At 67.9% G+C, this 20,928-nt stretch carries 20 protein-coding genes; 5 read left to right on the top strand and 15 right to left on the bottom strand.

Annotated elements, in window-relative coordinates; genetic code table 11:
* The first annotated feature begins 91 nt into the window (after window positions 1–91).
* From ACPXB3_RS03010 to ACPXB3_RS03000, 3 genes are all read left to right on the top strand, one after another.
* Entirely contained in the window at window positions 92–1,084 is a 993-nt protein-coding gene (locus tag ACPXB3_RS03010; protein WP_425702636.1) for an isopenicillin N synthase family dioxygenase, read from the top strand.
* A gap of 156 nt (window positions 1,085–1,240) precedes the next feature.
* Window positions 1,241–2,281 carry an LLM class F420-dependent oxidoreductase gene (locus ACPXB3_RS03005; protein ID WP_425702638.1) on the top strand — a complete coding sequence of 347 codons (1,041 nt, stop codon included), beginning with the start codon at window positions 1,241–1,243 and terminating at the stop codon, window positions 2,279–2,281.
* 65 nt (window positions 2,282–2,346) lie between these two features.
* Complete coding sequence (locus ACPXB3_RS03000) at window positions 2,347–2,865, top strand: FKBP-type peptidyl-prolyl cis-trans isomerase (protein ID WP_425702639.1); 519 nt, start codon at window positions 2,347–2,349, stop codon at window positions 2,863–2,865.
* Here ACPXB3_RS03000 and ACPXB3_RS02995 read toward each other — a convergent pair.
* The 5 genes from ACPXB3_RS02995 to ACPXB3_RS02975 form a co-directional block, all read right to left on the bottom strand.
* Window positions 2,862–5,258, bottom strand: coding sequence for an ATP-binding cassette domain-containing protein (locus ACPXB3_RS02995; protein WP_425726300.1), 2,397 nt, complete (start codon window positions 5,256–5,258; stop codon window positions 2,862–2,864). The genes ACPXB3_RS03000 and ACPXB3_RS02995 overlap by 4 nt on opposite strands.
* A gap of 51 nt (window positions 5,259–5,309) precedes the next feature.
* Window positions 5,310–5,723: a VOC family protein gene (locus ACPXB3_RS02990; RefSeq protein WP_425702642.1), complete on the bottom strand. Its 414-nt coding sequence runs from the start codon at window positions 5,721–5,723 to the stop codon at window positions 5,310–5,312.
* Window positions 5,724–5,733: 10 nt separating this feature from the next.
* A complete protein-coding gene (locus ACPXB3_RS02985; protein ID WP_425702643.1) occupies window positions 5,734–6,177 on the bottom strand; it encodes a helix-turn-helix transcriptional regulator in 444 nt (147 codons plus the stop codon).
* Window positions 6,174–6,650, bottom strand: coding sequence for a MaoC/PaaZ C-terminal domain-containing protein (locus ACPXB3_RS02980; protein WP_425726298.1), 477 nt, complete (start codon window positions 6,648–6,650; stop codon window positions 6,174–6,176). Before ACPXB3_RS02980 ends, ACPXB3_RS02985 begins: the two co-directional genes overlap by 4 nt.
* Window positions 6,651–6,848: 198 nt before the next feature.
* Window positions 6,849–7,175, bottom strand: a complete 327-nt coding sequence (locus ACPXB3_RS02975; protein WP_425702926.1) for a hypothetical protein — start codon at window positions 7,173–7,175, stop codon at window positions 6,849–6,851.
* Window positions 7,176–7,283: 108 nt separating this feature from the next.
* On the opposite strand from ACPXB3_RS02975, the gene ACPXB3_RS02970 reads away from it, so the two are divergent.
* Window positions 7,284–8,531 carry an esterase/lipase family protein gene (locus ACPXB3_RS02970; RefSeq protein ID WP_425702645.1) on the top strand — a complete coding sequence of 416 codons (1,248 nt, stop codon included), beginning with the start codon at window positions 7,284–7,286 and terminating at the stop codon, window positions 8,529–8,531.
* On the opposite strand, the gene ACPXB3_RS02965 is transcribed toward ACPXB3_RS02970, so the two are convergent.
* The 5 genes from ACPXB3_RS02965 to ACPXB3_RS02945 all read right to left on the bottom strand — a co-directional run bounded on the left by ACPXB3_RS02965 (window position 8,505) and on the right by ACPXB3_RS02945 (window position 11,740).
* Window positions 8,505–8,867 (bottom strand): hypothetical protein, encoded by a 363-nt coding sequence (locus tag ACPXB3_RS02965; protein WP_425702646.1) that lies wholly within the window; start codon window positions 8,865–8,867, stop codon window positions 8,505–8,507. The two genes, ACPXB3_RS02970 and ACPXB3_RS02965, sit on opposite strands and share 27 nt — an antisense overlap.
* Window positions 8,864–9,673: a VOC family protein gene (locus ACPXB3_RS02960; RefSeq protein WP_425726296.1), complete on the bottom strand. Its 810-nt coding sequence runs from the start codon at window positions 9,671–9,673 to the stop codon at window positions 8,864–8,866. The genes ACPXB3_RS02965 and ACPXB3_RS02960 overlap by 4 nt, the downstream gene beginning before the upstream one ends.
* Before the next feature lie 406 nt (window positions 9,674–10,079).
* On the bottom strand, window positions 10,080–10,301 hold the full coding sequence (locus tag ACPXB3_RS02955) for a DUF3263 domain-containing protein (protein ID WP_425702927.1): 222 nt from the start codon (window positions 10,299–10,301) through the stop codon (window positions 10,080–10,082).
* Window positions 10,302–10,508: 207 nt separating this feature from the next.
* Complete coding sequence (locus ACPXB3_RS02950) at window positions 10,509–11,375, bottom strand: adenylate/guanylate cyclase domain-containing protein (protein ID WP_425702649.1); 867 nt, start codon at window positions 11,373–11,375, stop codon at window positions 10,509–10,511.
* Window positions 11,372–11,740 carry a hypothetical protein gene (locus ACPXB3_RS02945; RefSeq protein WP_425726294.1) on the bottom strand — a complete coding sequence of 123 codons (369 nt, stop codon included), beginning with the start codon at window positions 11,738–11,740 and terminating at the stop codon, window positions 11,372–11,374. Before ACPXB3_RS02945 ends, ACPXB3_RS02950 begins: the two co-directional genes overlap by 4 nt.
* Window positions 11,741–11,859: 119 nt before the next feature.
* On the opposite strand from ACPXB3_RS02945, the gene ACPXB3_RS02940 reads away from it, so the two are divergent.
* Complete coding sequence (locus ACPXB3_RS02940) at window positions 11,860–12,204, top strand: RNA polymerase-binding protein RbpA (RefSeq protein ID WP_005173696.1); 345 nt, start codon at window positions 11,860–11,862, stop codon at window positions 12,202–12,204.
* Window positions 12,205–12,336: 132 nt separating this feature from the next.
* On the opposite strand, the gene ACPXB3_RS02935 is transcribed toward ACPXB3_RS02940, so the two are convergent.
* The 5 genes from ACPXB3_RS02935 to cobN all read right to left on the bottom strand — a co-directional run bounded on the left by ACPXB3_RS02935 (window position 12,337) and on the right by cobN (window position 20,916).
* Complete coding sequence (locus tag ACPXB3_RS02935; RefSeq protein ID WP_425702652.1) at window positions 12,337–13,137, bottom strand: polyprenol monophosphomannose synthase; 801 nt, start codon at window positions 13,135–13,137, stop codon at window positions 12,337–12,339.
* On the bottom strand, window positions 13,124–14,704 hold the full coding sequence (lnt, locus tag ACPXB3_RS02930; RefSeq protein ID WP_425702929.1) for an apolipoprotein N-acyltransferase: 1,581 nt from the start codon (window positions 14,702–14,704) through the stop codon (window positions 13,124–13,126). The genes ACPXB3_RS02935 and lnt overlap by 14 nt, the downstream gene beginning before the upstream one ends.
* Window positions 14,705–14,916: 212 nt before the next feature.
* Window positions 14,917–16,542, bottom strand: a complete 1,626-nt coding sequence (locus ACPXB3_RS02925; RefSeq protein WP_425726292.1) for an amidohydrolase — start codon at window positions 16,540–16,542, stop codon at window positions 14,917–14,919.
* Between the two features lie 69 nt (window positions 16,543–16,611).
* The gene (locus tag ACPXB3_RS02920) at window positions 16,612–17,145 is read right to left on the bottom strand and encodes an FxsA family protein (protein ID WP_425702656.1); all 534 of its coding nucleotides are present in this window, start codon (window positions 17,143–17,145) and stop codon (window positions 16,612–16,614) included.
* A 144-nt stretch (window positions 17,146–17,289) separates the two neighbouring features.
* The gene (gene cobN, locus ACPXB3_RS02915) at window positions 17,290–20,916 is read right to left on the bottom strand and encodes a cobaltochelatase subunit CobN (protein ID WP_425726290.1); all 3,627 of its coding nucleotides are present in this window, start codon (window positions 20,914–20,916) and stop codon (window positions 17,290–17,292) included.
* Window positions 20,917–20,928 lie beyond the last annotated feature (12 nt).

Below are 20,928 nucleotides of genomic sequence, written 5' to 3'. Positions count from 1 at the left end.
TCGGCACCCGCAGGGCGTCGGAACCGGTGGACAACGATCGGGGTGACGCCGCCCACGGCCGCCGCCGGGGCAGCGGTGCCACCATGGACTCATGCTGCCAACTCTGGATCTGACCGACGCCGACACCGACCCCGCCGGGTTCGCGACCGCACTGCGTGAGGCCGCCCACGCCCACGGCTTCTTCTATCTCGTCGGCCACGGTATCCCCGATGCAAGGATCACGGAGGTCCTGCGACTGGCCCGCGACTTCTTCGCGTTGTCCGCCGAGGAGAAGGCGCGCATCTCGGCGCTGGAGAGCCCGCACTTCCGCGGATACTCACGGCTCGGCGGTGAGCTGACGAATGGCCAGGTCGACTGGCGTGAGCAGATCGACATCGGGCCGGATCGGCCGGCCATCGACGACGCACAGGGCTATTGGAACCTGCAGGGCCCCAACCTGTGGCCGGAGCGGCCCGCTGCCTTCCGGGAGGCGTTCACGTCATGGATCTCGGCGCTGTCGGCCGTCGGCTTGCGACTGCTCCAGCGGTGGGCGGTGTCGCTGGGCGCACCCGCGGACCGCTTCGACGCGACGTTCGCCGACCGACCGGCCACCCTGCTGAAGGTGGTGCACTATCCCGGCAGCGCCGACCGTGACCAGGGCGTCGGTGCGCACAAGGACTCCGGCGTGCTCACGCTGCTGCTCGTGGAACCCGACTCGGCCGGACTACAGGTCGAGACGCTCTCGGGTGAGTGGATCGACGTGCCGCCGGTTCCCGGCGCGTTCATCGTCAACATCGGGGAACTGCTCGAGGTGGCCACCGGCGGATACCTGCGCGCCACCCGCCACCGCGTCCGCGCCCCCGGCCCGGGCACCGACCGGGTGTCGATCCCGTTCTTCCTGAACCCGGGCCTCGACGCCACGATTCCGATCATCACCCTGCCGCCGGAGCTGGCGGCACTGTCACGCGGCGTCGAAGCGGACCCGCGCAACCCGATATTCCACACCTACGGCGAGAACGCGTGGAAGTCGCGCACCCGCGCCCACCCGGATGTGGCGCAGCGCCATCATGGGATCGTGCCCGCAGGCCCGGGCACGAACTACTGAACGTTCCGCCGCGGCCGTTCGCGGCGGCCGCAGACGGTTACCGCAGACGGTGACCGCAGACGGTGACCCGTTGTATGTTCGAGCGGGCGGCCGCGGTCGCGCCAGATCGTCGGCGCAGATACGGCGACGACACATTTGCCCGTGCGAAGGAGAGCGATGAAACTCGGACTGCAACTGGGGTATTGGGGTGCGCAGCCGTCGCCGAACCATCGTGAACTCGTCGTGGCGGCCGAAGAGGCGGGCTTCGACGCCGTCTTCACCGCCGAAGCCTGGGGCTCGGACGCGTACACCCCGCTCGCTTGGTGGGGTTCGTCGACGCAGCGGTTGCGGCTGGGTACCTCGGTGCTGCAACTCTCCGCACGGACACCCACCGCATGTGCGATGGCTGCGTTGACCCTCGATCACCTCTCCGGAGGTCGCCATATCGTGGGACTCGGAGTTTCCGGACCGCAGGTCGTAGAGGGTTGGTACGGCCAGAAATTCGCGAAACCGCTGGCCCGTACGCGCGAATACATCGACATCATGCGTCAGGTGTGGGCACGGACGGCCCCGGTCGCGAGCAGTGGACCGCACTATCCGCTCCCCTATGACGGACCCGGCTCGACCGGTCTCGGCAAGACCCTCAAGCCGATCGTGCATCCGTTGCGCGCCGACATCCCGGTGATGCTCGGGGCCGAAGGTCCAAAGAACATCGCGTTGGCCGCCGAGATCGCCGACGGTTGGCTGCCGCTGTTCTACACACCACGGATGGCCGACACCTACAACGCATGGCTCGACGAGGGTTTCGCGCGGCCCGGTGCCCGCCGCGGCCGCGCGGACTTCGAGATCTGCGCCACCGCCCAGATCGTCATCACCGACGACCGGGCCGCCACCTATGCGGCGATCAAGCCGTTCCTCGCCCTCTACATGGGCGGAATGGGCAGCGAGGACACCAACTTTCACGCCGAGGTCTACCGGCGGATGGGGTACGGCGAGATAGTCGACGAGGTGACCGCGCTGTTCCGGTCCGGCAGGAAGGACGATGCGGCGGCGGTCATCCCGGACGAGGTGGTCGACGACTCCGCGATCGTCGGCGACGCCGATCATGTCCGTGAGCAGATCAGGGTGTGGGAGCGTTCCGGGGTCACCACGATGCTGGTCTCGCCGGGTAGCGTCGACGAGGTGCGGCAGCTTGCCGCGCTGGTCGACACCGAATGACCGTCCGGCCGTCGCGCGGGAGCTAGTCGAGGTGGTGGCCGGCCCGGCCGGTAGCGTCTGTGGCCATGCGTATTCTTCGTGGAGTTCTCGCGGTACTGGCACTTGTCGCCGCACTCGTCCTGTCTGCGTGCGGGTCGTCCGACAAGCCCGCGGCGCCGGTCAACTGGACGCAGCAGGGCACCACCGGCAGCGTCACCGTCACATCCCCCGGTGACCCCGCGACCGCTCCCACCGTCCACGTCACCACGCCGTTCGGCGTCGATCAGACCCTGGTCCATGTGTTGCGCACAGGCACCGGTGCCACCGTGGCGCCGGGCGCGAACGTCTCCGTCAGCTACGTCGGCGTCAACGGCCGCACCGGCGACCGGTTCGACAGCAGCTACACCAGGGGAGCTCCCGCCGATTTCTCACTCGCCCAGGTGATCCCGGGATTCTCCAAGGCGATCGTCGGCCAACACGTCGGCTCCACGGTGGCCGCGGCCATCGCGCCCGCCGACGGCTACACCTCCGGGATGCCTGCGGCAGGCATCGAGGCCGGTGACACCCTGGTGTTCGCGTTGACGATCGTCAGCGCAGGAGGCTAGCGGGAACCGGTAGCACCGACGTATTCGGCGAGATGCCGCCCGGTCAGGGTGCTGCGATCGGCGACCAGCTCGGCGGGGGTTCCGGTGAACACCACGTGCCCGCCGTCGTGCCCGGCTCCCGGGCCGAGGTCGATGATCCAGTCGGCGTGGGCCATCACCGCCTGATGGTGTTCGATGACGATCACCGATTTGCCGGTATCGACCAGCCGGTCGAGCAGACCCAGTAGTTGTTCGACGTCGGCCAGGTGCAGTCCGGTCGTCGGCTCGTCGAGGACGTAGACATCGCCCTTCTCCCCCATCTGCACTGCGAGCTTCAGTCGCTGGCGTTCGCCACCCGACAAGGTGGTCAACGGCTGGCCGATCCGCAGATACCCCAGGCCCACATCGGCGAGCCGAGCCAGGATCTTGTGGGCCGCCGGGAGTTTCGCATCACCATCGCCGAAGAACGCCTCGGCCTGTGCGACCGACATTCCCAGTACGTCGTCGATGTTGCGGCCACCGAAGGTGTAGTCGAGCACCTGCGCCTGAAAACGCCTGCCCTCGCACACCTCACACACCGTCGACACCCCGCCCATCATGGCGAGGTCGGAGTAGATCACGCCGGCGCCCTTGCAATTCGGGCATGCGCCTTCTGAATTCGCGCTGAACAGAGCAGGTTTGACGCCGTTGGCCTTCGCGAAGGCCTTGCGGATCGGCTCGAGCATCCCGGTGTAGGTGGCCGGGTTGCTGCGCCGCGAGCCCTTGATGGCGCGCTGGTCGATGCTCACCACCGAGTCGCGGCCCTCGACCGAACCGCTGATCAGTGAACTCTTGCCCGAGCCGGCGACGCCGGTCAGCACCACCAATACCCCGAGCGGGATGTCGACATCGACGTCGTGCAGATTGTGGGTGTTCGCGCCGCGGACCGCGAGGGCTCCGGTGGTCGCACGCACCTCGGGTTTGAGTTGGGCGCGGTCATCGAGGTGTCGTCCGGTCAGGGTATCGGCGCCGCGCAGCCCTTCGACGGTCCCCTCGAAGACGATCTCACCGCCGTCGGTGCCCGCGCCCGGCCCGATGTCGATGACGTGATCGGCGATCACGATCGCCTCCGGCTTGTGCTCGACCACGAGCACCGTGTTGCCCTTGTCGCGCAACTGCCGCAGCAGATCATTCATCCGCTCGATGTCGTGCGGGTGCAACCCGATCGTGGGTTCATCGAAGACATAGGTGACATCGGTCAGCGACGAGCCCAGATGCCGGATCAGTTTGGTGCGCTGCGCTTCTCCGCCCGAGAGCGTGCCGGCCGGTCGGTCGAGGGACAGATAACCCAACCCGATGCCGACGAACGAGTCCAGCAGCTCCGACAACGACGCCAGCACGGGCGCGACCGAACGGTGTGCCCCATGAAGGCCACGGACCCACCCGGCGAGGTCGGTGATCTGCATCGCGCAGACGTCGGCGATACTGCGGCCGTCGATCTTCGACGAGCGCGCGAGCTCACTGAGCCGCGTCCCCGCGCAGTCGGGGCAGACGGTGAAGGTGATCGCACGGTCGACGAACGCGCGGATATGGGGCTGCATGGCCTCACGGTCCTTGGCCAGCATCGACTTTCCGATCTTCGGGATCAATCCCTCGAAGGTGACGTTGATGCCCTCGACCTTGATCCGCTTCGGCTCGGAGTACAGCAGGATGTCGAGCTGGCGTTTGGTGAACTTGCCGATGGGCTTGTCCGCGTCGAAGAATCCGCACCCGCGGTAGATGCGACCGTACCAGCCGTCCATCGAGTAGCCCGGGATCGTCAACGCGCCCTCGTTGAGCGATTTGGTGTCGTCGTAGAGGGCGCTCAGGTCGAAGTCGGAGACGGTGCCGCGTCCCTCACACCTCGGGCACATGCCGCCGGTGACGCTGAACTCCCGGCGCTCCTTCACCTGTCGTCCGCCGCGCTCGACCTCGATTGCGCCCGCACCTGATACGGACGCCACGTTGAACGAGAATGCTTGCGGCGAACCGATATTCGGATCACCGAGGCGACTGAAGAGGATGCGCAACATGGCGTTGGCGTCGGTGGCAGTACCGACGGTGGAGCGCGGATTGGAACCCATCCGTTCCTGATCGACGATGATCGCCGTGGTCAGTCCCTCGAGAACGTCGACGTCGGGGCGGCCCAGCGCGGGCATGAATCCCTGCACGAAGGCGCTGTAGGTCTCGTTGATCATCCGCTGCGATTCGGCTGCGATGGTCGCGAACACCAACGAGCTCTTTCCCGACCCGGAGACCCCGGTGAATACGGTGAGCCGCCGTTTGGGTATCTCGACCTCGACGTTCTTGAGGTTGTTCTCGCGGGCGCCGTGCACGCGGATGAGATCGTGGGTGTCGGCGGGGTGGGGCGTCGATCGGGTCGGCGTCGCGCTCAAGGGATTCTCCGTTGTCGTCGGCGGGACATGGGGCGGGGTCGCGGGCGTCGGTCAGGACACTTGATTGATACGCAACAGATTTCCGGTTGGATCGCGGAAGGCGCAGTCGCGCACCCCATATGGCTGATCCATCGGCTCCTGGACGACCTCCGCACCGGCGGCCTGCAGTTTGTCGAACAGCCCCTGGAGATCGTCGGTCGCCAGGGTCAGCGCTGCGCCGTACGTGCCCTTGGCGATCAGGTCGAGAATGGTCTCGCGCTCCTCGTCGGTGATGCCCGGGTCGGCCGCCGGCGGGTGCAGGACGATGGAGGTCTGCGGCTGATCGGGTGGTCCCACCGTGATCCAGCGCATGCCCGAGTAGCCGACGTCGTTGCGAACCTCGAATCCCAGGGTGTCACGGTAGAACCCGAGCGTGGCGTCAGGATCGGTCTGTGGAAGGAAAGTGTAATGAATGGTGATGTTCATGGCACTCAGGCTATCCACGCCCGGCCCTGATCACTTCTCGATTCCTGACCGGTTTGGTGACCTGCTTGGCGATGCAGGCCGGGATGCCCGCGGTCTCGTCGGCGGACCGCGTGCGGTACTGCGACGGTGACATCCCGACGAGTTCGGTGAAGCGGGTGCTGAAGGTCCCCAGCGACGAGCAGCCCACCGCGAAACACACGTCGGTGACCGACATGTCGCCTCGACGCAGCAAGGTCATCGCGCGTTCGATCCGCCGCGTCATCAGATACGAGTAGGGCGATTCGCCATAGGCGCGCTTGAATTCGCGGCTGAGGTGACCGGCCGACATCGATGCGCCGCGAGCGAGCGCCTCCACATCGAGAGGTTGCGCGTGATCCCGGTCGATGCGGTCGCGTACCTGCCGGAGCCGCCGTAGATCGGTCCGCCGGCGTTCGCGGTCTGTCGTCGCGGTCACGGGTTGGATCCTCGCACATCTGTGGGTACCGATCGCGTTCTCAGATAGACGTCGACGTCGAAACGTAGCACCATCGCATCCGCCTGGTTCACGAGTTCGGTCGTGTACGTCACCAGCCCGCGGTCTCGCATGCCGAGTACGACGGCGTCGATGTGCAACGTCCCGGCCAGGGTGTCGTCGGACCGGACCGGTGCGCGGAACTCCACCTCGCGCAGCCGCCGGCCGGCAATGACGCTCCACGAGTGCAGAAGCGAGGTGACCGAGAGTTGCTGTGCGATCGCCAGACTGTGGATACCGCTGGCGATCAGACCACCGAAGGCCCCCGCTTCGGCCGCCTCCCGATCGACGTGGAACGACTGCGGATCCCACTGCGAGGCGAAGTCGAGGAGTTCGGCCTCCGACACCGTATGGTCGCCGAGATCGTAGCGCTGCCCGGCATGAAGGTCCTCGGCGTAGACGGTCGGATCGGTCATCTCGTATTGCTCCTCGGGTCGGCTCACGGATGTGGCGCGCGTGCGCCGGAACTCGTGGCGAGACGGTGTAACGGCGCCGAACTCTTCGACGATCTCATCCATGACTCCGACCGAGAGTGCCAGACCCCCGACCCGGCACCCTCGGTCGGAGTTTCTCGTGGGCACTCGAGTGTCGGCGAAAATCGGTATCGGCGAACATCAGCGGCGGCGTCCCCTGATCCGACCGGGCTCGTCCACCGGCCGCAGCGCCCACGCCGGTACCCAATGGGTCACCGACTCCTGCCGATCGCGCGCGCTGAGTGTGTAGGTCACCTTGCCGTACCACTCGCCCCACTCCGATAGCCCCCACTCGGTGAGTACTCCGGTGGCCACCTTCCGGACCTGCAGCCCATCGGGGTGATACGTGCCGTTGTGGTGCGGAGTCTGCGGATACAGGGCATTCAGGTCGATGCGCACCGCGCGGTGCCCGACCCGAACGAAGGCCGGCCGGTGTGGTCGTCCGCTGTCGCCGCCGATCTGCGCCATACCCACGGCCCGATCATATGTTCGATCCCGGGATTTGCCCAACCCGGATGATCGGCCACCGGGCCGGAAATCGGGAAACGCCCAGTGCACATACGTACACTGACTGCCATGGGAGAGATCCGTTCAGCGGGTGAGGCCGGTGAGGTGCGCGCGCTTGCCCGGCTGGGTTTGCGCGAGCTGGCCAAGGCGACGGTCGGCATCGCGCGGGTGCACCGGACGACATCAGTGGCGGTATTCGGACCGCTGCAGGCGACGCTCGGCCGGCCGGTCACCCCGGTACGCGCCGTGCACGACACGGTCAGCGATGCCGTTTACACCTCGATCACCGGGATACTCGAGTCGGCATCGATCGTCGCCGACGCATTGCCTGAGAGCCGGCGTCCACCGACCACCACCGTTCGCGGCGCGAGGTTGATCGGTGTTCTGGACGGGCTGATAGGCGATGCGCTCGCTGCCGAGGATTCGCCGCTGGCACCGGATATGGCGGTGCGGGTCGACGGGACACCGATCCCGGTGACCACTGCGGGACTGGCCGCCGGCTTTCCTTCCGCCACCGGGCATCTCGTCGTCTTTCTCCACGGACTGATGGAGACCGAAAACGCATGGCGCCTCGGTGGGCGCCCAACCTACGGGACGCGGCTCGGCGAGGACATCGGTGCGACCGAGGTGCAGATCCGGTACAACAGCGGTCGTCACATCGCCGAGAACGGGGACGCCCTGACCCACCTGCTGCGCGGACTCGTCCTGCTGTGGCCGGTGCCGGTAACGCGGATCTCGCTGGTCGGCCACTCGATGGGCGGGCTGGTCGTCCGGGCCGCGTGTCACCGCGGTGCAACCGATCACGAACCGTGGGTTCCGCTGGTGACCGAGACAGTCAGTCTCGGGTGCCCCCATTTCGGCGCACCGCTGGCCCGCGGAGTGCATGCCGCGACGTCGGCACTCCGGGCACTCACGGTCACCCGACCGTTTGGCGATCTACTGCGCAGGCGCAGCGCCGGCGTGCGCGATCTGTTTCACGGCAACATCCTCGCCGATGATGGACCGGACGACGACCCTGACGGGTGGTGGCGCGCTCCCGGGGCCGACGTCCCGTTGCTGCGGGGCGCCCGGCACCTGTTCGCGACCGCGTCGATCTTCGAGGATCCGCGCCACCCCGTGGGACGACTGATCGGCGACGGGCTGGTCCTGACGCCCAGTGGCCGCGGGTTCCACCGATCGCGGCGCATCGGATTCCACGAGGAGGATGGCGTGCATCTGGGGCGCGCCCACCATTTCACGCTCCTCAACAACGAGAACCTCTACCACTGGCTACGTCACGGTTTGCGACCGTTACGGGCGCTCACCGCCGGCGCCTAGATCGACGCGGACCGTGACTCGGCCCTTCTCGTCGCGGTGTGCGATGGCATGACCCTGCTGAGTTGCTCCGCCGAGTGTCAGCGACAACGGCCCACCATCTCCGGTGAAATTGCGCCACCACTTCTTCTCGTCGGGCAACGCAACCCCGATGACGACGGTCTCACTCCCGGCTTCACGGCGATAACCCACCGGCAGGCGGAAGGTCGAACCCGAGCGGCGTCCGGTATAGGTCACCACCGTCATCGAGCGGCCGAGAGCCGGACCGATCACCGGAACTGTCAACAGCGGAAGCACGGCCTTGTTGGCGGCGCCGGCGATCTGGGCGAAAAGACTCATTCTCGGGATCCATCCGTTCTGTGGTGATCGATGCGGGGTGTACTCGTGGCGATGATGATGGTTCGGGTGGCCAGCGCATCGTCATCGACGGTGGCGACCCGGGTTCCCGGTTTGCGGCCGGTCCGGATGTCGGAGACCTGCACGCCACCCTCCCGCAGGCGGCGGTGGGTGGTGTCGATGTCGTTGCTGCGCCAGGCTATTCCCCAGAGAGCGATCGGCGCGTCGTCGGGAGCATGGTCGGGGACGACGACCTCGATGACGAGATCGCCACGCCGGAAGAACAACTGACGCAGCCCGTCGACCACCCGACGATCGAGACGGAAGTCGAGTCCCAGGGTGGCCCCGAACAGGGCCACTGCCCGATCGCGATCCGGGCTCTGGAACACCAGATGGTCCACCCCGGAGATGTCGGGGGCGACACCGGTCGCGGCCGCGGAGCCGCTCGGGACCCGGGTGGCCGACAGCACGCCGAATGGAAGATCCTCGACGTGCGACTCGGCATCCGGGTCGGCTGAGGTCGCCGGACTCGACAGATCGAGTCCGCGCCGGCGCAGCACCCGGGTGTGCTCTTCGATGTCGGTGACCCCGAAGAGTACGCGGTGACCACCGGACTGCTGGGGCTGCAGCCGGATTCGCGTCGCGAACACGTCGACGTCGGCGCTCGGCTCGCTGCGCCCCAGCAACCGGGCGTAGGCCTTCGCCGAGTCCTCGACGTCGGCGGTGACCAGATCGAGCACCGCGACCAGGTGATGGGCTGCCGCGGGCGCCGTGCTGGGCTGTTCGGCCTCGGTCGGGTCGCTCGTCATCAGGTGCTACTCCTCATCGCTTGTGTCGAGGGCGCCGGCCGTTCGGCCGGGGCGGTTCGTCACGCGGCGGACTGCTGGTGATGTGCCACCATCCGCATTCGCATCTGTAACACCGTAGCGTCGGCGACCGCCGCCCGGCCTGCCGAATGCGTCCGATCCCTGCCCCGGCCGCAGCTTGCGAAGCGAACGCATCCTTGTACGGCGTCGGGCAGCCACGCGGAGGAGGCACGCGCCGGTGGCGTTGCCGCGGAGTCAGATCGGTGCGCGCCTCGATCCGCCGGTAGAACTCCTCGAGGTCGTCATCGGAGAATGGGGCCATCAGGTGTCGGGGATCTGTTGCACTGCTCCAACCGGCGACGGATTCTGGATTGTCGGCGGTGGCCGCGTGTCGATCAGATGCCAGCTCTCAGCGGGCCATCCACAACCGACGACGAATGACCTCGCGCATCCTGCGCAGCTCGGCATTGGTCATGCCCCTCGGCGGTGCCGCGCTGACGATCTGGTTGAGCTCGGCGAAGAAGTCGCGGTCGGACAACCCGAACTGCTCGTTGATCTCCCGCGACGAACCGCCGCCGAGCGAGTACCAGCTCGACTCGAAATCGATCATCTGTTGCTGCTTGTTGTTGATCAGTGTCATGGTTGTGCCCCAACATAAAGGTGTCCCAGTGCGCACGTAGCCCACTCGGTCGTGGCTTGGCCGGGTGCGAAGCAGATGCGCTGTTGTCGTCCTTTGTACACCGCGATGGTGGCCGATGGCAGTCATTTCGGCAGCGGTGAGGTTAATGTCGGAACGCGGCACACATTGTGGCCGAAACCTGCTGTTGCGCCGGGTATCTCAGGCGTCGTATCGGGGGATCACCGCGTACACCGTCAGTTCGCGCGGAACTCCCTTGGCCTTGAACCGGCGGCGTCGGCGGCGGGCGTATCGCTCCGGATCGACAGCGTCGAGGGTTGCGTCGCTGATCAGTAACTCCCCCGCGCCCGCGGCGCCTGCGACCCGCGCGGCGATGTTGACGTCCACGCCGAGGAAGTCATCACCGACCGCACGCGGCGTCCCGGTGTGCAGGCCGGCCCGCAACTGGGGTCGATAGCCGTCGATCGTGAGCGCACTGACCGCGCCGATCGCCTCGTACGCCGCCACGATCGCCTCATCCGGATCGATAAAGGTCGCCATCACGCCGTCGCCGAGATTCTTGACGACCCGGCCACCACGGCGCCGGACCACCTGCTCGGTGGCCGCGTTGACCTCGCGCAGCAGACGCAGCACCTGATCATCACCGGCAGCGAGGGCCCAGGTGGAAAACCCGACGAGATCGGTGAACACGATGGTGACCGCGACCGGCGTGCCGGTGCGCTGCCTACGGCGGATCACCGACTGCCACGCTTGCACCCCCGCCAGGCCCAGCTCGCGGGTGGCGCTCGGCTTCCCCGGGCCGGCGTCGGCGATCAGCCGGGCCAGCCGATCCGACGGTCGAGAGTGGGAGATGGCCGCCGGCGCATCCGGCAGTAGACTCCGGACCGCGCGGATGGCGCGGATCCCGGTGGTGCTGGAATCGGCGCGGGCGAGTAGTTCGGCTGCGCGCCGTGCCGGTGGGGTCGGGGCCGGTGGGGTCGGGGCCGGTGGGGTCGGCTCGGGTGCCGCGGGCGGGGTCGGCCTCGGATCAGGGGAGGAATCCGGCCGGGCGGCATCGCCGTCGTTCATCGCAGCCGCTCCGCATCCCGCGCCAGCGACAGCAGGTCGTCGACGAGGCCGGCGAGGGTGATGCGATCGGCATCCTCGCCGACCGCGGTCTCGAGGTCTTCCGCGGCGCAGCGCAGCGCGAACATCCGATCGCCGAAGTCGGCGACGTCACCGGCGGACAGGATCACCGCGTCGTCGGGAATAGATGCCCCCGCCACGAGCGCTCTCTGTTCGTACGCACGTTGTCGGCAGGAACGCTTGCAGTACTTCCGGCGGCGGCCCATCTCGGAGTCGGCCATCGCAGATCCGCACCATGCGCAGGCATAGGTTCGCCGCCGGGGCCGGGTCGCATCCACGGCACAGACCGTACCGCGTGCGGCGGCCATCCGGACGCAACGCACCGGGCCGGCCGGACCGAGCGGGAAGCCCGGGTGGAGAGAGTAGAGTGGTTCTGTTCAGCAGCTGGTTTGGTCAGCGATGCAAGCCGAGAGGAAAGCAGTAGCAAATGGCAGATCGAGTACTTCGGGGTAGCCGCCTCGGTGCGGTGAGCTACGAAACCGATCGTGATCACGATCTCGCGCCGCGGCGCATCGTCCAATACCGCACCGACAACGGTGAGATCTTCGATGTCCCCTTCGCCGACGACGCCGAGGTGCCGTCGAAGTGGCCGTGCAAAAACGGCATGGAGGGCACAATCCTCGAGGGCGCCGAGCCCGAGGAGAAGAAGGTCAAGCCGCCGCGCACCCACTGGGACATGCTTCTCGAGCGGCGTAGTGAGGAGGAACTCGAGGTCCTGCTCAACGAGCGCCTCGACCTCCTCAAGCAGCGTCGGCGTGGCGTGACGAACTGATCGGATACCGATCGATTCCTTGAACGAGGGCAACAGAAGGGCCGGTGGAGCGCAGTGCTCCACCGGCCCTTCTGTCGTATCCCCATTCGTCGGGCGCGCTCGGCGATGGAGCGGGCGCCGTCGGCGGTGTGCTCAGCGCCGCAGGCCGAGCTGGGTGAGCCGGCTCTGTACACCCCAGCGGAGCACCTTGACGAACGCCTCCGACATCACCCCGCCGCTCATCTTCGACTGCCCGATCTCACGTTCGGTGAAGGTGATCGGAACTTCGCGGACGTCGAATCCGGCCTGTACCGAACGCCAGGCGAGATCGATCTGGAAGCAGTAACCCGCCGATTCGACGGTGTCGAGGCTGATCTTCTCCAGGACCGCGCGCCGGTACGCGCGGTATCCGGCGGTGATGTCGTTGATTCCGGCGCCCAGGGCCAGTCGGGCGTAGGTGTTGGCGCCACGAGACAGGATCTCGCGTCGTCGCGGCCAATTCACCAGTTTGCCGCCCCGCACGTAACGCGATCCGATGACGAGGTCGGCGCCGTCGTTGATCGCGCGGAGGAGCGTGGGCAGTTGCTCGGGAGCGTGGCTGCCGTCGGCATCCATCTCGATGATGACCTCGTAGTCGCGGGCCAGCCCCCACGCGAATCCGGCAAGGTATGCCTTGCCCAGGCCGTCCTTCTCCACCCGGTGCAGCACGTGGATCCGATTCGCGTCGTCGGCGGCGGCGAGGTCGTCGGCGACCTCACCGGTGCCGTCGGGGCTGGAGTCGTCGACGACGAGCACGTGAATGCCACTCAGCGTCGACTGCAGGCGTCCGACGATCGTCGGCAGGTTCTCCCGCTCGTTGTAGGTGGGGATGACGACCAACGCGTTCTCGCCGTCGGGCCCGACGACGGCGGTTCTGTCGACACCACCGGCGGGCGATCGGTCACTGTTCGTCACCGGTGAACTCCTCCGACTTGTCCGGGGCGGCGCCGCCCTCCTGATGGGGCCGCACCGCCGTGAATCTCTGAGTGAACCTAGTACGCATGGCCACTGCGAACAAAAGCGCCACCAGTGCGAGGACCATGGCGACACGCTCGGGCCATGCTCCCAGACGGGCCGCGATCGTGATGTGGGAACTGAGCGGAAGGCGATCGGCGAGGATCGCCGGGGTGAAGATGTCCGATTCCGCCGACATCGAGCCGTCGGGTTCGATCAGCGCGCTGACGCCGCTCGTGGCGGCGACGATGACGGCCCGGCCGAATTCGACGGCACGGAACTGTGACATCGCCAACTGCTGGTAGGTCATGGAGGTGCGTCCGAAGGTGGCGTTGTTGGTGGGCACATAGAGGATCTGCGCGCCCTGGTCGACTGCGGCGCGCGCCGCCCGGTCGAATGCGATCTCCCAGCAGGTTGCGACGCCGACGACGACATCGCCCGACCGGCCGGGCACGGTGAGCACCGAGGGGCCCTGCCCGGGCTGTAGATCGCCGGCCATGTCGGCATAAGAGGAGAACATGCGAAAGAACGGCCGCCACGGCAGGTACTCGCCGAACGGCTGGATGATGTGCTTGTCGTAGCGGCCGATCGGGCCCTTGCGCCCGTCCCAGACGAGAACGGTGTTGGTGGGCCGGCCGTCGGCTCCGAACACCAGTGTGCCGACGAGAATCGGCGCACCGACTGCTACCGAGGCCGCGGTGATCTCCTCGGCGGCATCGGGATTGGCCAACGGGTCGATATCGGAGGCGTTCTCCGGCCACGCGACGAACGCCGGCTGCTCGGCCCGCCCGGCCCGGATCTCCTCGGCGAGCCGCATCGTCTCACGAACATGGTTGTCGAGGACGGCGCGCCGCTGTGCGTTGAACTCGAGGCCCAGCCGCGGCACGTTGCCCTGGATCGCGGCGACCCGGGTCGAGGAGGTCGCCACGTTGCGGTCGATGGTGTCGGGCATCAATGCGATGGCCGAGACGGGGGCGAGCAGAGCGAGCACGATCGCAAGTGCCGCGTGCCGGACGAGTACCCGTGATCGGTGATCCGACACGTGATCGCGACGGATGACGAGCTGTATCAGCCAGACCACCGCGGCAGCGGACAAGGCGACCGCGCCGGAGACACCCGGCGCGCCCAGTGCGGACGCCAGCGGCAGCAGAGGGCCCTCGACCTGACTGAATGCCACTCGGCCCCAAGGGAACCCGCCGAACGGGAAGGCCGAACGCACACCCTCGACAAGGACCCATGACAGTGCGAACCAGACCGGCGGTATCGGTAGCCGCATCGTCAGGGTCGCGCAGAGACCGAACAACGCCAGATACACCGCGAGTACGGCGGCCAGCGCCAGCCATGGCAGGGGCCCGACGTAGACCCCGATCCACGGCAGCAGCGGGATGAAGAAGCCGAGACCGAAAACGAAGCCGATCCAGGCGCCGGTGCGGGCCCGGAGCTGCCCTGCACTCAACAGCGCATACAGCACGGCAAGCGCGAGGACGGCCATGAACCACCAATTGTGTGGCGGGAACGCCGAATCCATCGCGAGCCCGGCGAGCGCGGCGAGGACCGTGCGAACGGCCCAGTCGATCCGTCGCCGCGCGACCGGTGATCCCTGCGCCCACCGCCGTACCGCGCGCCCGGACGCGCCGGCACGTGCGAACACCGCATGTGGGTCGGCCGAGGGTCGCGGCGCGGCCGACTCGTGCCCTTCGGGCGGCGGCTGATCGCGCGCGATCTGCTCGGGCGGGGGCGTCACCAGGCGTCTCCGGTATAGATGGCGGTTCCCGCACGCACGGTCCGCACGCACCGCGGCAGGCGCGCACTCGCCGACACATCGGGCAGCGCGGGTACCCGCGACCGCGGATCGGTGGACCAGCGTTGCACTCCCGCGTGGGAGCCGGCGACGACGAGCTCGTCGACCTCCCACACCGCGTAATCGGCGTCGGCTCCCGGTTCGAGGGTGCCTGCGAGCCCGTCTCGGATGCCGCCGGCCCGCCAGGCCCCGCGCGTGCACGCGCCGAATGCGGCGCGTGCGGAGATCCCCGACTCCGTCCGGTGTGGATGCACTGCAGCCCGGATGGTCGCCCACGGGTCGATCGCCGTCACCGGCGAGTCGGACGAAAATGACAGAGCCACACCGGCTTTGGCGATCATTGCGAAATCGTTGAGGTCGGCGGCGCGGACGTCGCCGAGCCGCTGGGCATACAACTGCCCCGCCCCTCCCCATTCCGCGTCGAACAGTGGTTGCATGCTCGCGATCACCCCGCAGCGCGCGAGGACTGCCGCATCGTCGGCGTCGGCCATCTCCAGATGTTCGAGTCGATGGGCGCACCGCGCCACCGCCGGGGTACCGAGTTCTTCGGCGACGGCGGCGAAGGCGGCCACGGCGGTTTTGGTGGCGGCATCACCGATCACGTGGAAGCCGGCCTGTATCCCGGCGAGCGTGCAGGCGCGGATGTGGGCGCCGATGGTGCCCGGATCGAGATGGACGATGCCGGTGGTGTGCGGGTCGTCGGCGTACGGGTCACGCAACCACGCGGTGTGCGAACCGAGGGCGCCGTCGACGAAGAGGTCTCCCGCGAGGCCGTCGGCGCGCGTGATCGAGAGCAGCTCGGCGGCGTGCTCGGCGCTGTCGGCGGCCTGTCCCCAGTAGCGCCGGACGGCCACCGGGTGATCGAGGTCGGCCAACGACAGGAAGTCGTCGAGGCCGGCGATCTCGGGACCACTGTTCTCGTGTACCGCGACGACCCCCGCGGCCGCGGCGGCATCGAGGGCGCGGCGCTGCAGACGGAACCGGGTATCGGCGCTGATCAGGCTGCGTGCGGCGGCTCGGACCAGGTGATGGGCCTGCGCGACCAGCGGTGCGTGCTGATCGAATCCGTCGGCGGCATCGAGATCGGGAACCAGCCGGCGCAGCGCGGTGGAGGCGACCGCCGAATGCTCGTCGGCGCGGGCGAGATACACCGGACGATGGCCCACCACCTCGTCGATCTCGGCGGTGGTCGGGAAACGGCGGTCCTCGGAGTCGACGCCGCCCCACGTCGAGTCATCCCAGCCGAGACCCCAGATCGGCTCGCCGTCGCCGGTGTGGCGCACGGCAGCGGCCAGACGGGCCAGACAGTCCGACCGGCTCGTCGCCGCATGGAGGGTGAGACCGTCGAGGGCGAGACCGGTCGAGGTCAGATGGACGTGCGAATCGACGAACGCAGGAGCCACGAACCGGTCGGCGAGGTCGATGATCTGGGCGTCGGGATGCAGGGCCCGACCGACCGCGTCGGAGCCGACCCACGTCACGACGCCGTCGGTGACGGCCAGCGCGGTCGCATCCGGAACGCTCGACGAGTAGACGAATCCACCCAGCAGGAGTTCGGTAGCCACGGTCGTTCAGTGTGCCCTGAGTCGGGTTCGGTGGTGTCAGAGGGTCTGGGAGGCCAGGATGCTGGGATGTCAGGGGGTTCGCGGGCCCCGCGGCAACTGCCGCCCGCTCATCGACGGTGAACTGCCGGCGACGTCGCCGTCATGATGAATGTCCCCGTCCACGACGGTTCCGTCGATGACGGTGCCGCGCCCGAACCCGGAGTTGGGAAACCGGCCCGTCGCACGCATTCCCATCTGGTCCATCGCGACGACCATCCGCCGGGCGCCGAAGGCGGTCACCGCCGGACGGACGAGCCGGCGGGTCGGCGGGGCGAGGAGCACGATCCCCAGCAGCGTGGAGACCACTCCGGGCACGACGAGCAGCATCGTGGAACCGGCCATGATCGCGGTGTCGGCGAGCGGTGCGCGGGCATCCACTTCGTTGCGGGAGGCGCGGCGCAGCTCGCCGAAGACCTTGGCGCCCTGCCAGCGCAGCAAGAGGAAGCCGACGACGGCGGCGGCGATCGTGATCAACACCGCCCACCCGAATCCGAGGGTCATCGTCATCGCCACGAACACGCCGATCTCGACGGCGAGGTACAGGAGCACATACGCGAGTCGCATGTTTCGACCTTTCGTTGCTGTCACCGGTCGCCGTACGCGGGTCACGTCGTCGCGGCCGAGAGCCGGAAACCGATGGTGTCTGCACGGTCCAACGAACGGGACACCGATTTTGCTCCGCACGCACGAACGCGCTGCAGTACGTGACTACTCGTCGCGACCTTCGATGTCGCCCTCGGTCTGCAGGTACACCGCCCGCAGGTCGTCGAGCAGTTGTGCAGGCGGTTCGTGCCACATGTCACGTTCGACGGCCTCGAGCAGCCGCTCGGCGATCCCGTGCAACGCCCACGGGTTCGACTCGGCCATGAATTTCTGGTTGTGCTCGTCGAGCACATAGGACTCGGTGAGTTTCTCGTACATCCAGTCGGCCACGACGTCGGTGGTGGCGTCATAGCCGAACAGGTAGTCCACGGTGGCGGCCATCTCGAAGGCGCCCTTGTACCCGTGGCGCTGCATCGCCGAAATCCAGCGCGGGTTCACCACTCGCGCGCGGAACACACGGCTGGTTTCCTCCGAGAGGGTTCGTGTCCGGACCGCGTCGGGACGGGTGGAGTCGCCGATGTAGGCCTCCGGTGACGTGCCGGTCAGCGCCCGCACGGTCGCGACCATGCCGCCGTGATATTGGAAGTAGTCGTCGGAGTCGGCGATGTCGTGTTCTCGGGTGTCGGTATTCTTCGCGGCGACCGCGATACGACGGTAGGCGCTGCGCATGTCGTCGACGGCGGCGACCCCGGAGAGGTCACGCCCGTAGGCGTAGCCGCCCCACTCGGTGTAGACGCGAGCGAGATCCTCGTCGGTGCGCCAATCCCGGGAGTCGATCAGTTGCAGCAGTCCGGCACCATAGGTCCCCGGCTTGGAGCCGAAGATCCGGGTGGTGGCGCGGCGGTGGTCGCCGTGTTCGGCAAGTGCGGCGCGGGCGTGCGCGGCCACGAAGTTCTGCTCGTCGGGTTCGTCGGCGCCCGCGGCGAGGGCGACGGCGTCGTCGAGCATGGTCACCACATGGGGGAAGGCGTCGCGGAAGAAGCCGGAGATGCGGACGGTGACGTCGATTCGGGGCCGGCCGAGCTCGGTGAGCCCGATCAGCTCCAGGGAGCTCACGCGTCGGGAGGCCTCGTCCCAGACCGGGGTGACCCCCAGCAATGCGAGCACCTCGGCGATGTCGTCACCGGAGGTGCGCATGGCGCTGGTGCCCCACACCGACAATCCGACCGACGCCGGATACTCGCCGTGGTCGGCGCGGTAGCGGTCCAGCAGCGAGTCGGCCATCGCACGGCCGGTCTCCCATGCGAGTCGCGACGGGACGGCCTTGGGGTCCACCGAGTAGAAGTTTCGTCCGGTCGGCAGCACGTTGATCAGTCCGCGCAGCGGCGATCCGCTCGGTCCGGCCGGGATGAACCCGCCATCGAGGGCATGCAGCACCCGGGGGATCTCACGCGTGGTCTGCCGCAGCCGCGGGACCACCTCGGCGGCGGCGAAACGCAGAATGTCGCCGACCGCGGCGGGGTGCCCTGCGGCAGCGGCACTCGCCGCGTGCTCCGACCAGTCATCCTCGGCGCACGCCTGGACGAGTCCACGCGCCACCTGTTCGATCTCGTCCACCTCGGTACGGGCCGCTTCCCCGCTGCCCTCGGTCAGGCCGAGAGCTTCACGCAGACCCGGCAGAGCCGCGCTGCCGCCCCACAACTGGCGTGCGCGCAGCATCGCAAGGACGAGGTCGACCTCGTGCTCGTCGGCGGGCGACTCACCCAGCACGTGCAGACCGTCGCGGATCTGTGCATCCTTGATCTCGCACAGCCAGCCGTCGACGTGCAGCAGCATGTCGTCGAAGATCTCTTCGTCGGGCCGCTCGGTCAGTCCGAGATCGTGATCCATCTTCGCCGCGGTGAGCAGCGTCCAGATCTGCTGACGGATCGCCGGGAGTTTGGCCGGATCCAGGGTGGAGATGTTGGCGTGCTCGTCGAGGAGCTGCTCGAGCCGGGCGATGTCGCCATAGGATTCGGCCCGGGCCATCGGCGGGATGAGGTGATCGACGAGGACCGCGTGTGCGCGTCGTTTGGCCTGTGTTCCCTCGCCTGGATCGTTGACCAGGAACGGGTACACCAGCGGCAGATCGCCCAGCGCGGCGTCGGTGCCGCAGTCGGCGGACATGCCAAGTGTCTTGCCCGGCAACCATTCCAGATTTCCGTGCTTGCCGATGTGGACCACCGCGTCGGCGCCGAAACCGGGCACGTCAGCGGCGCGGCCGGAACGCCCGGCGACCCAACGATAGGAGGCCAGATAGTGATGAGACGGCGGTAGGTCGGGGTCGTGATAGATCGCGACCGGATTCTCTCCGAACCCGCGCGGCGGCTGCACCATGATCGCAATATTTCCGAAAACCAATGCGGCGACGACGATATCGCCATCGGGGTTCGATGATCGGTCGACGAACAACTCGCCGGGCGGCGGACCCCAGTGCGCGGTGACCGACTCCCGCAGCGTTGCGGGCAGGGTGGCGAACCAGTGGGTGTAGTCGGCGGCAGACACGCGGATGGGGTTGGCCGCCAACGCTTCCTCGGTCAGCCAGTCCGCATCCTGGCCCCCGGCGGCGATGATGGCGTGGATCAGTGCATCCGAATCATCCTCGGCCAGGCCGGGAATGGCCTGTGGCCCGGACTCGGGGCCGATGTCGTATCCGGCATCACGCAGGGCGTGCAGCAGCCGCAGCAGGCTGCGTGGGGTATCGAGTCCGACGGCGTTGCCGATCCGCGCGTGTTTGGTGGGATACGCCGAGAGCATCAGCACGATCCGCCGGTCGGTGGCGGCGGTGTGCCGCAGCCGCGCGTGGGCGACGGCGATGCCGGCCACGCGCGCGCACCGTTCCGCGTCGGGCCGATAGGTGGGCAGACCGTTCTCGTCGAATTCCTTGAAGGAGAACGGGACCGTGATGATGCGGCCGTCGAATTCCGGAACGGCTACCTGGGTGGCCACGTCGAGCGGCGAGAGTCCGTCGTCGTTGGCCGCCCAGTCCGTCCGAGCGGACGTCAGGCACAATCCTTGCAGTATCGGAATGTCCAGGGCGGCAAGGCGTTCGATGTTCCACGCGTCGTCATCACCGCCGGCCGACGCGGTGGCCGGGGTGGCGCCGCCCGCGGCGAGCACGGTGACCACGAGGGCATCGGCGGTGCCGAGGAGCTCGATCAGGTCGTCCGGGGCGGTCCGCAGCGATGCGCAGAAGACCGCCACGGCACGCGCGCCGGCGTCCTCGATCGCATGGCACAGCGCGTCGACGTAGGCGGTGTTGCCTGCCAGATGTTGGGCCCGGTAGTAGAGCACCGCGATGGTCGGTCCCGTCCCGGCGGTGGCATGGGGACGGTCGAGAACGCCCCAGGCCGGCGTCTGAGTCGGCGGTTCGAATCCGAGACCGGTCAAGAGCAGGGTGTCGGAGAGGAAGTTGTGCAGGTTCTCCAGATTCACCACGCCGCCGGCGGCGAGATAGTTGTGCGCCTGCTGCGCGACACCGGCGGGCACCGTCGAACATGCCATCAGGTCGGGGTCGGGTTGTTGTTCGCCGGAGAGCACCACCACCGGACGCCCGGCGGCGAGTACGGCCTCGAGTCCGTCCTCCCACGCGCGTCGGCCGCCCAGAATGCGCACAACGACGATGTCGGCGGCCCGCACGAGTTCGGGGACCTCGTCGATGAGCAGACGCGCGGGATTGGCGATGGTGTAGTCGCCGGACCCCGCATGCGCGGTGATGAGGTCGGTGTCGGAGGTCGACAGCAGCAAGATCATGGTGCACTCCTC

Origin of the sequence: Gordonia sp. DT219 (assembly GCF_049847065.1) — a bacterium.
GTDB lineage: Bacteria > Actinomycetota > Actinomycetes > Mycobacteriales > Mycobacteriaceae > Gordonia.
The sequence above is the reverse complement of the archived record's forward strand: the minus strand, read 5'-3'. Positions and strand labels throughout refer to the sequence as shown.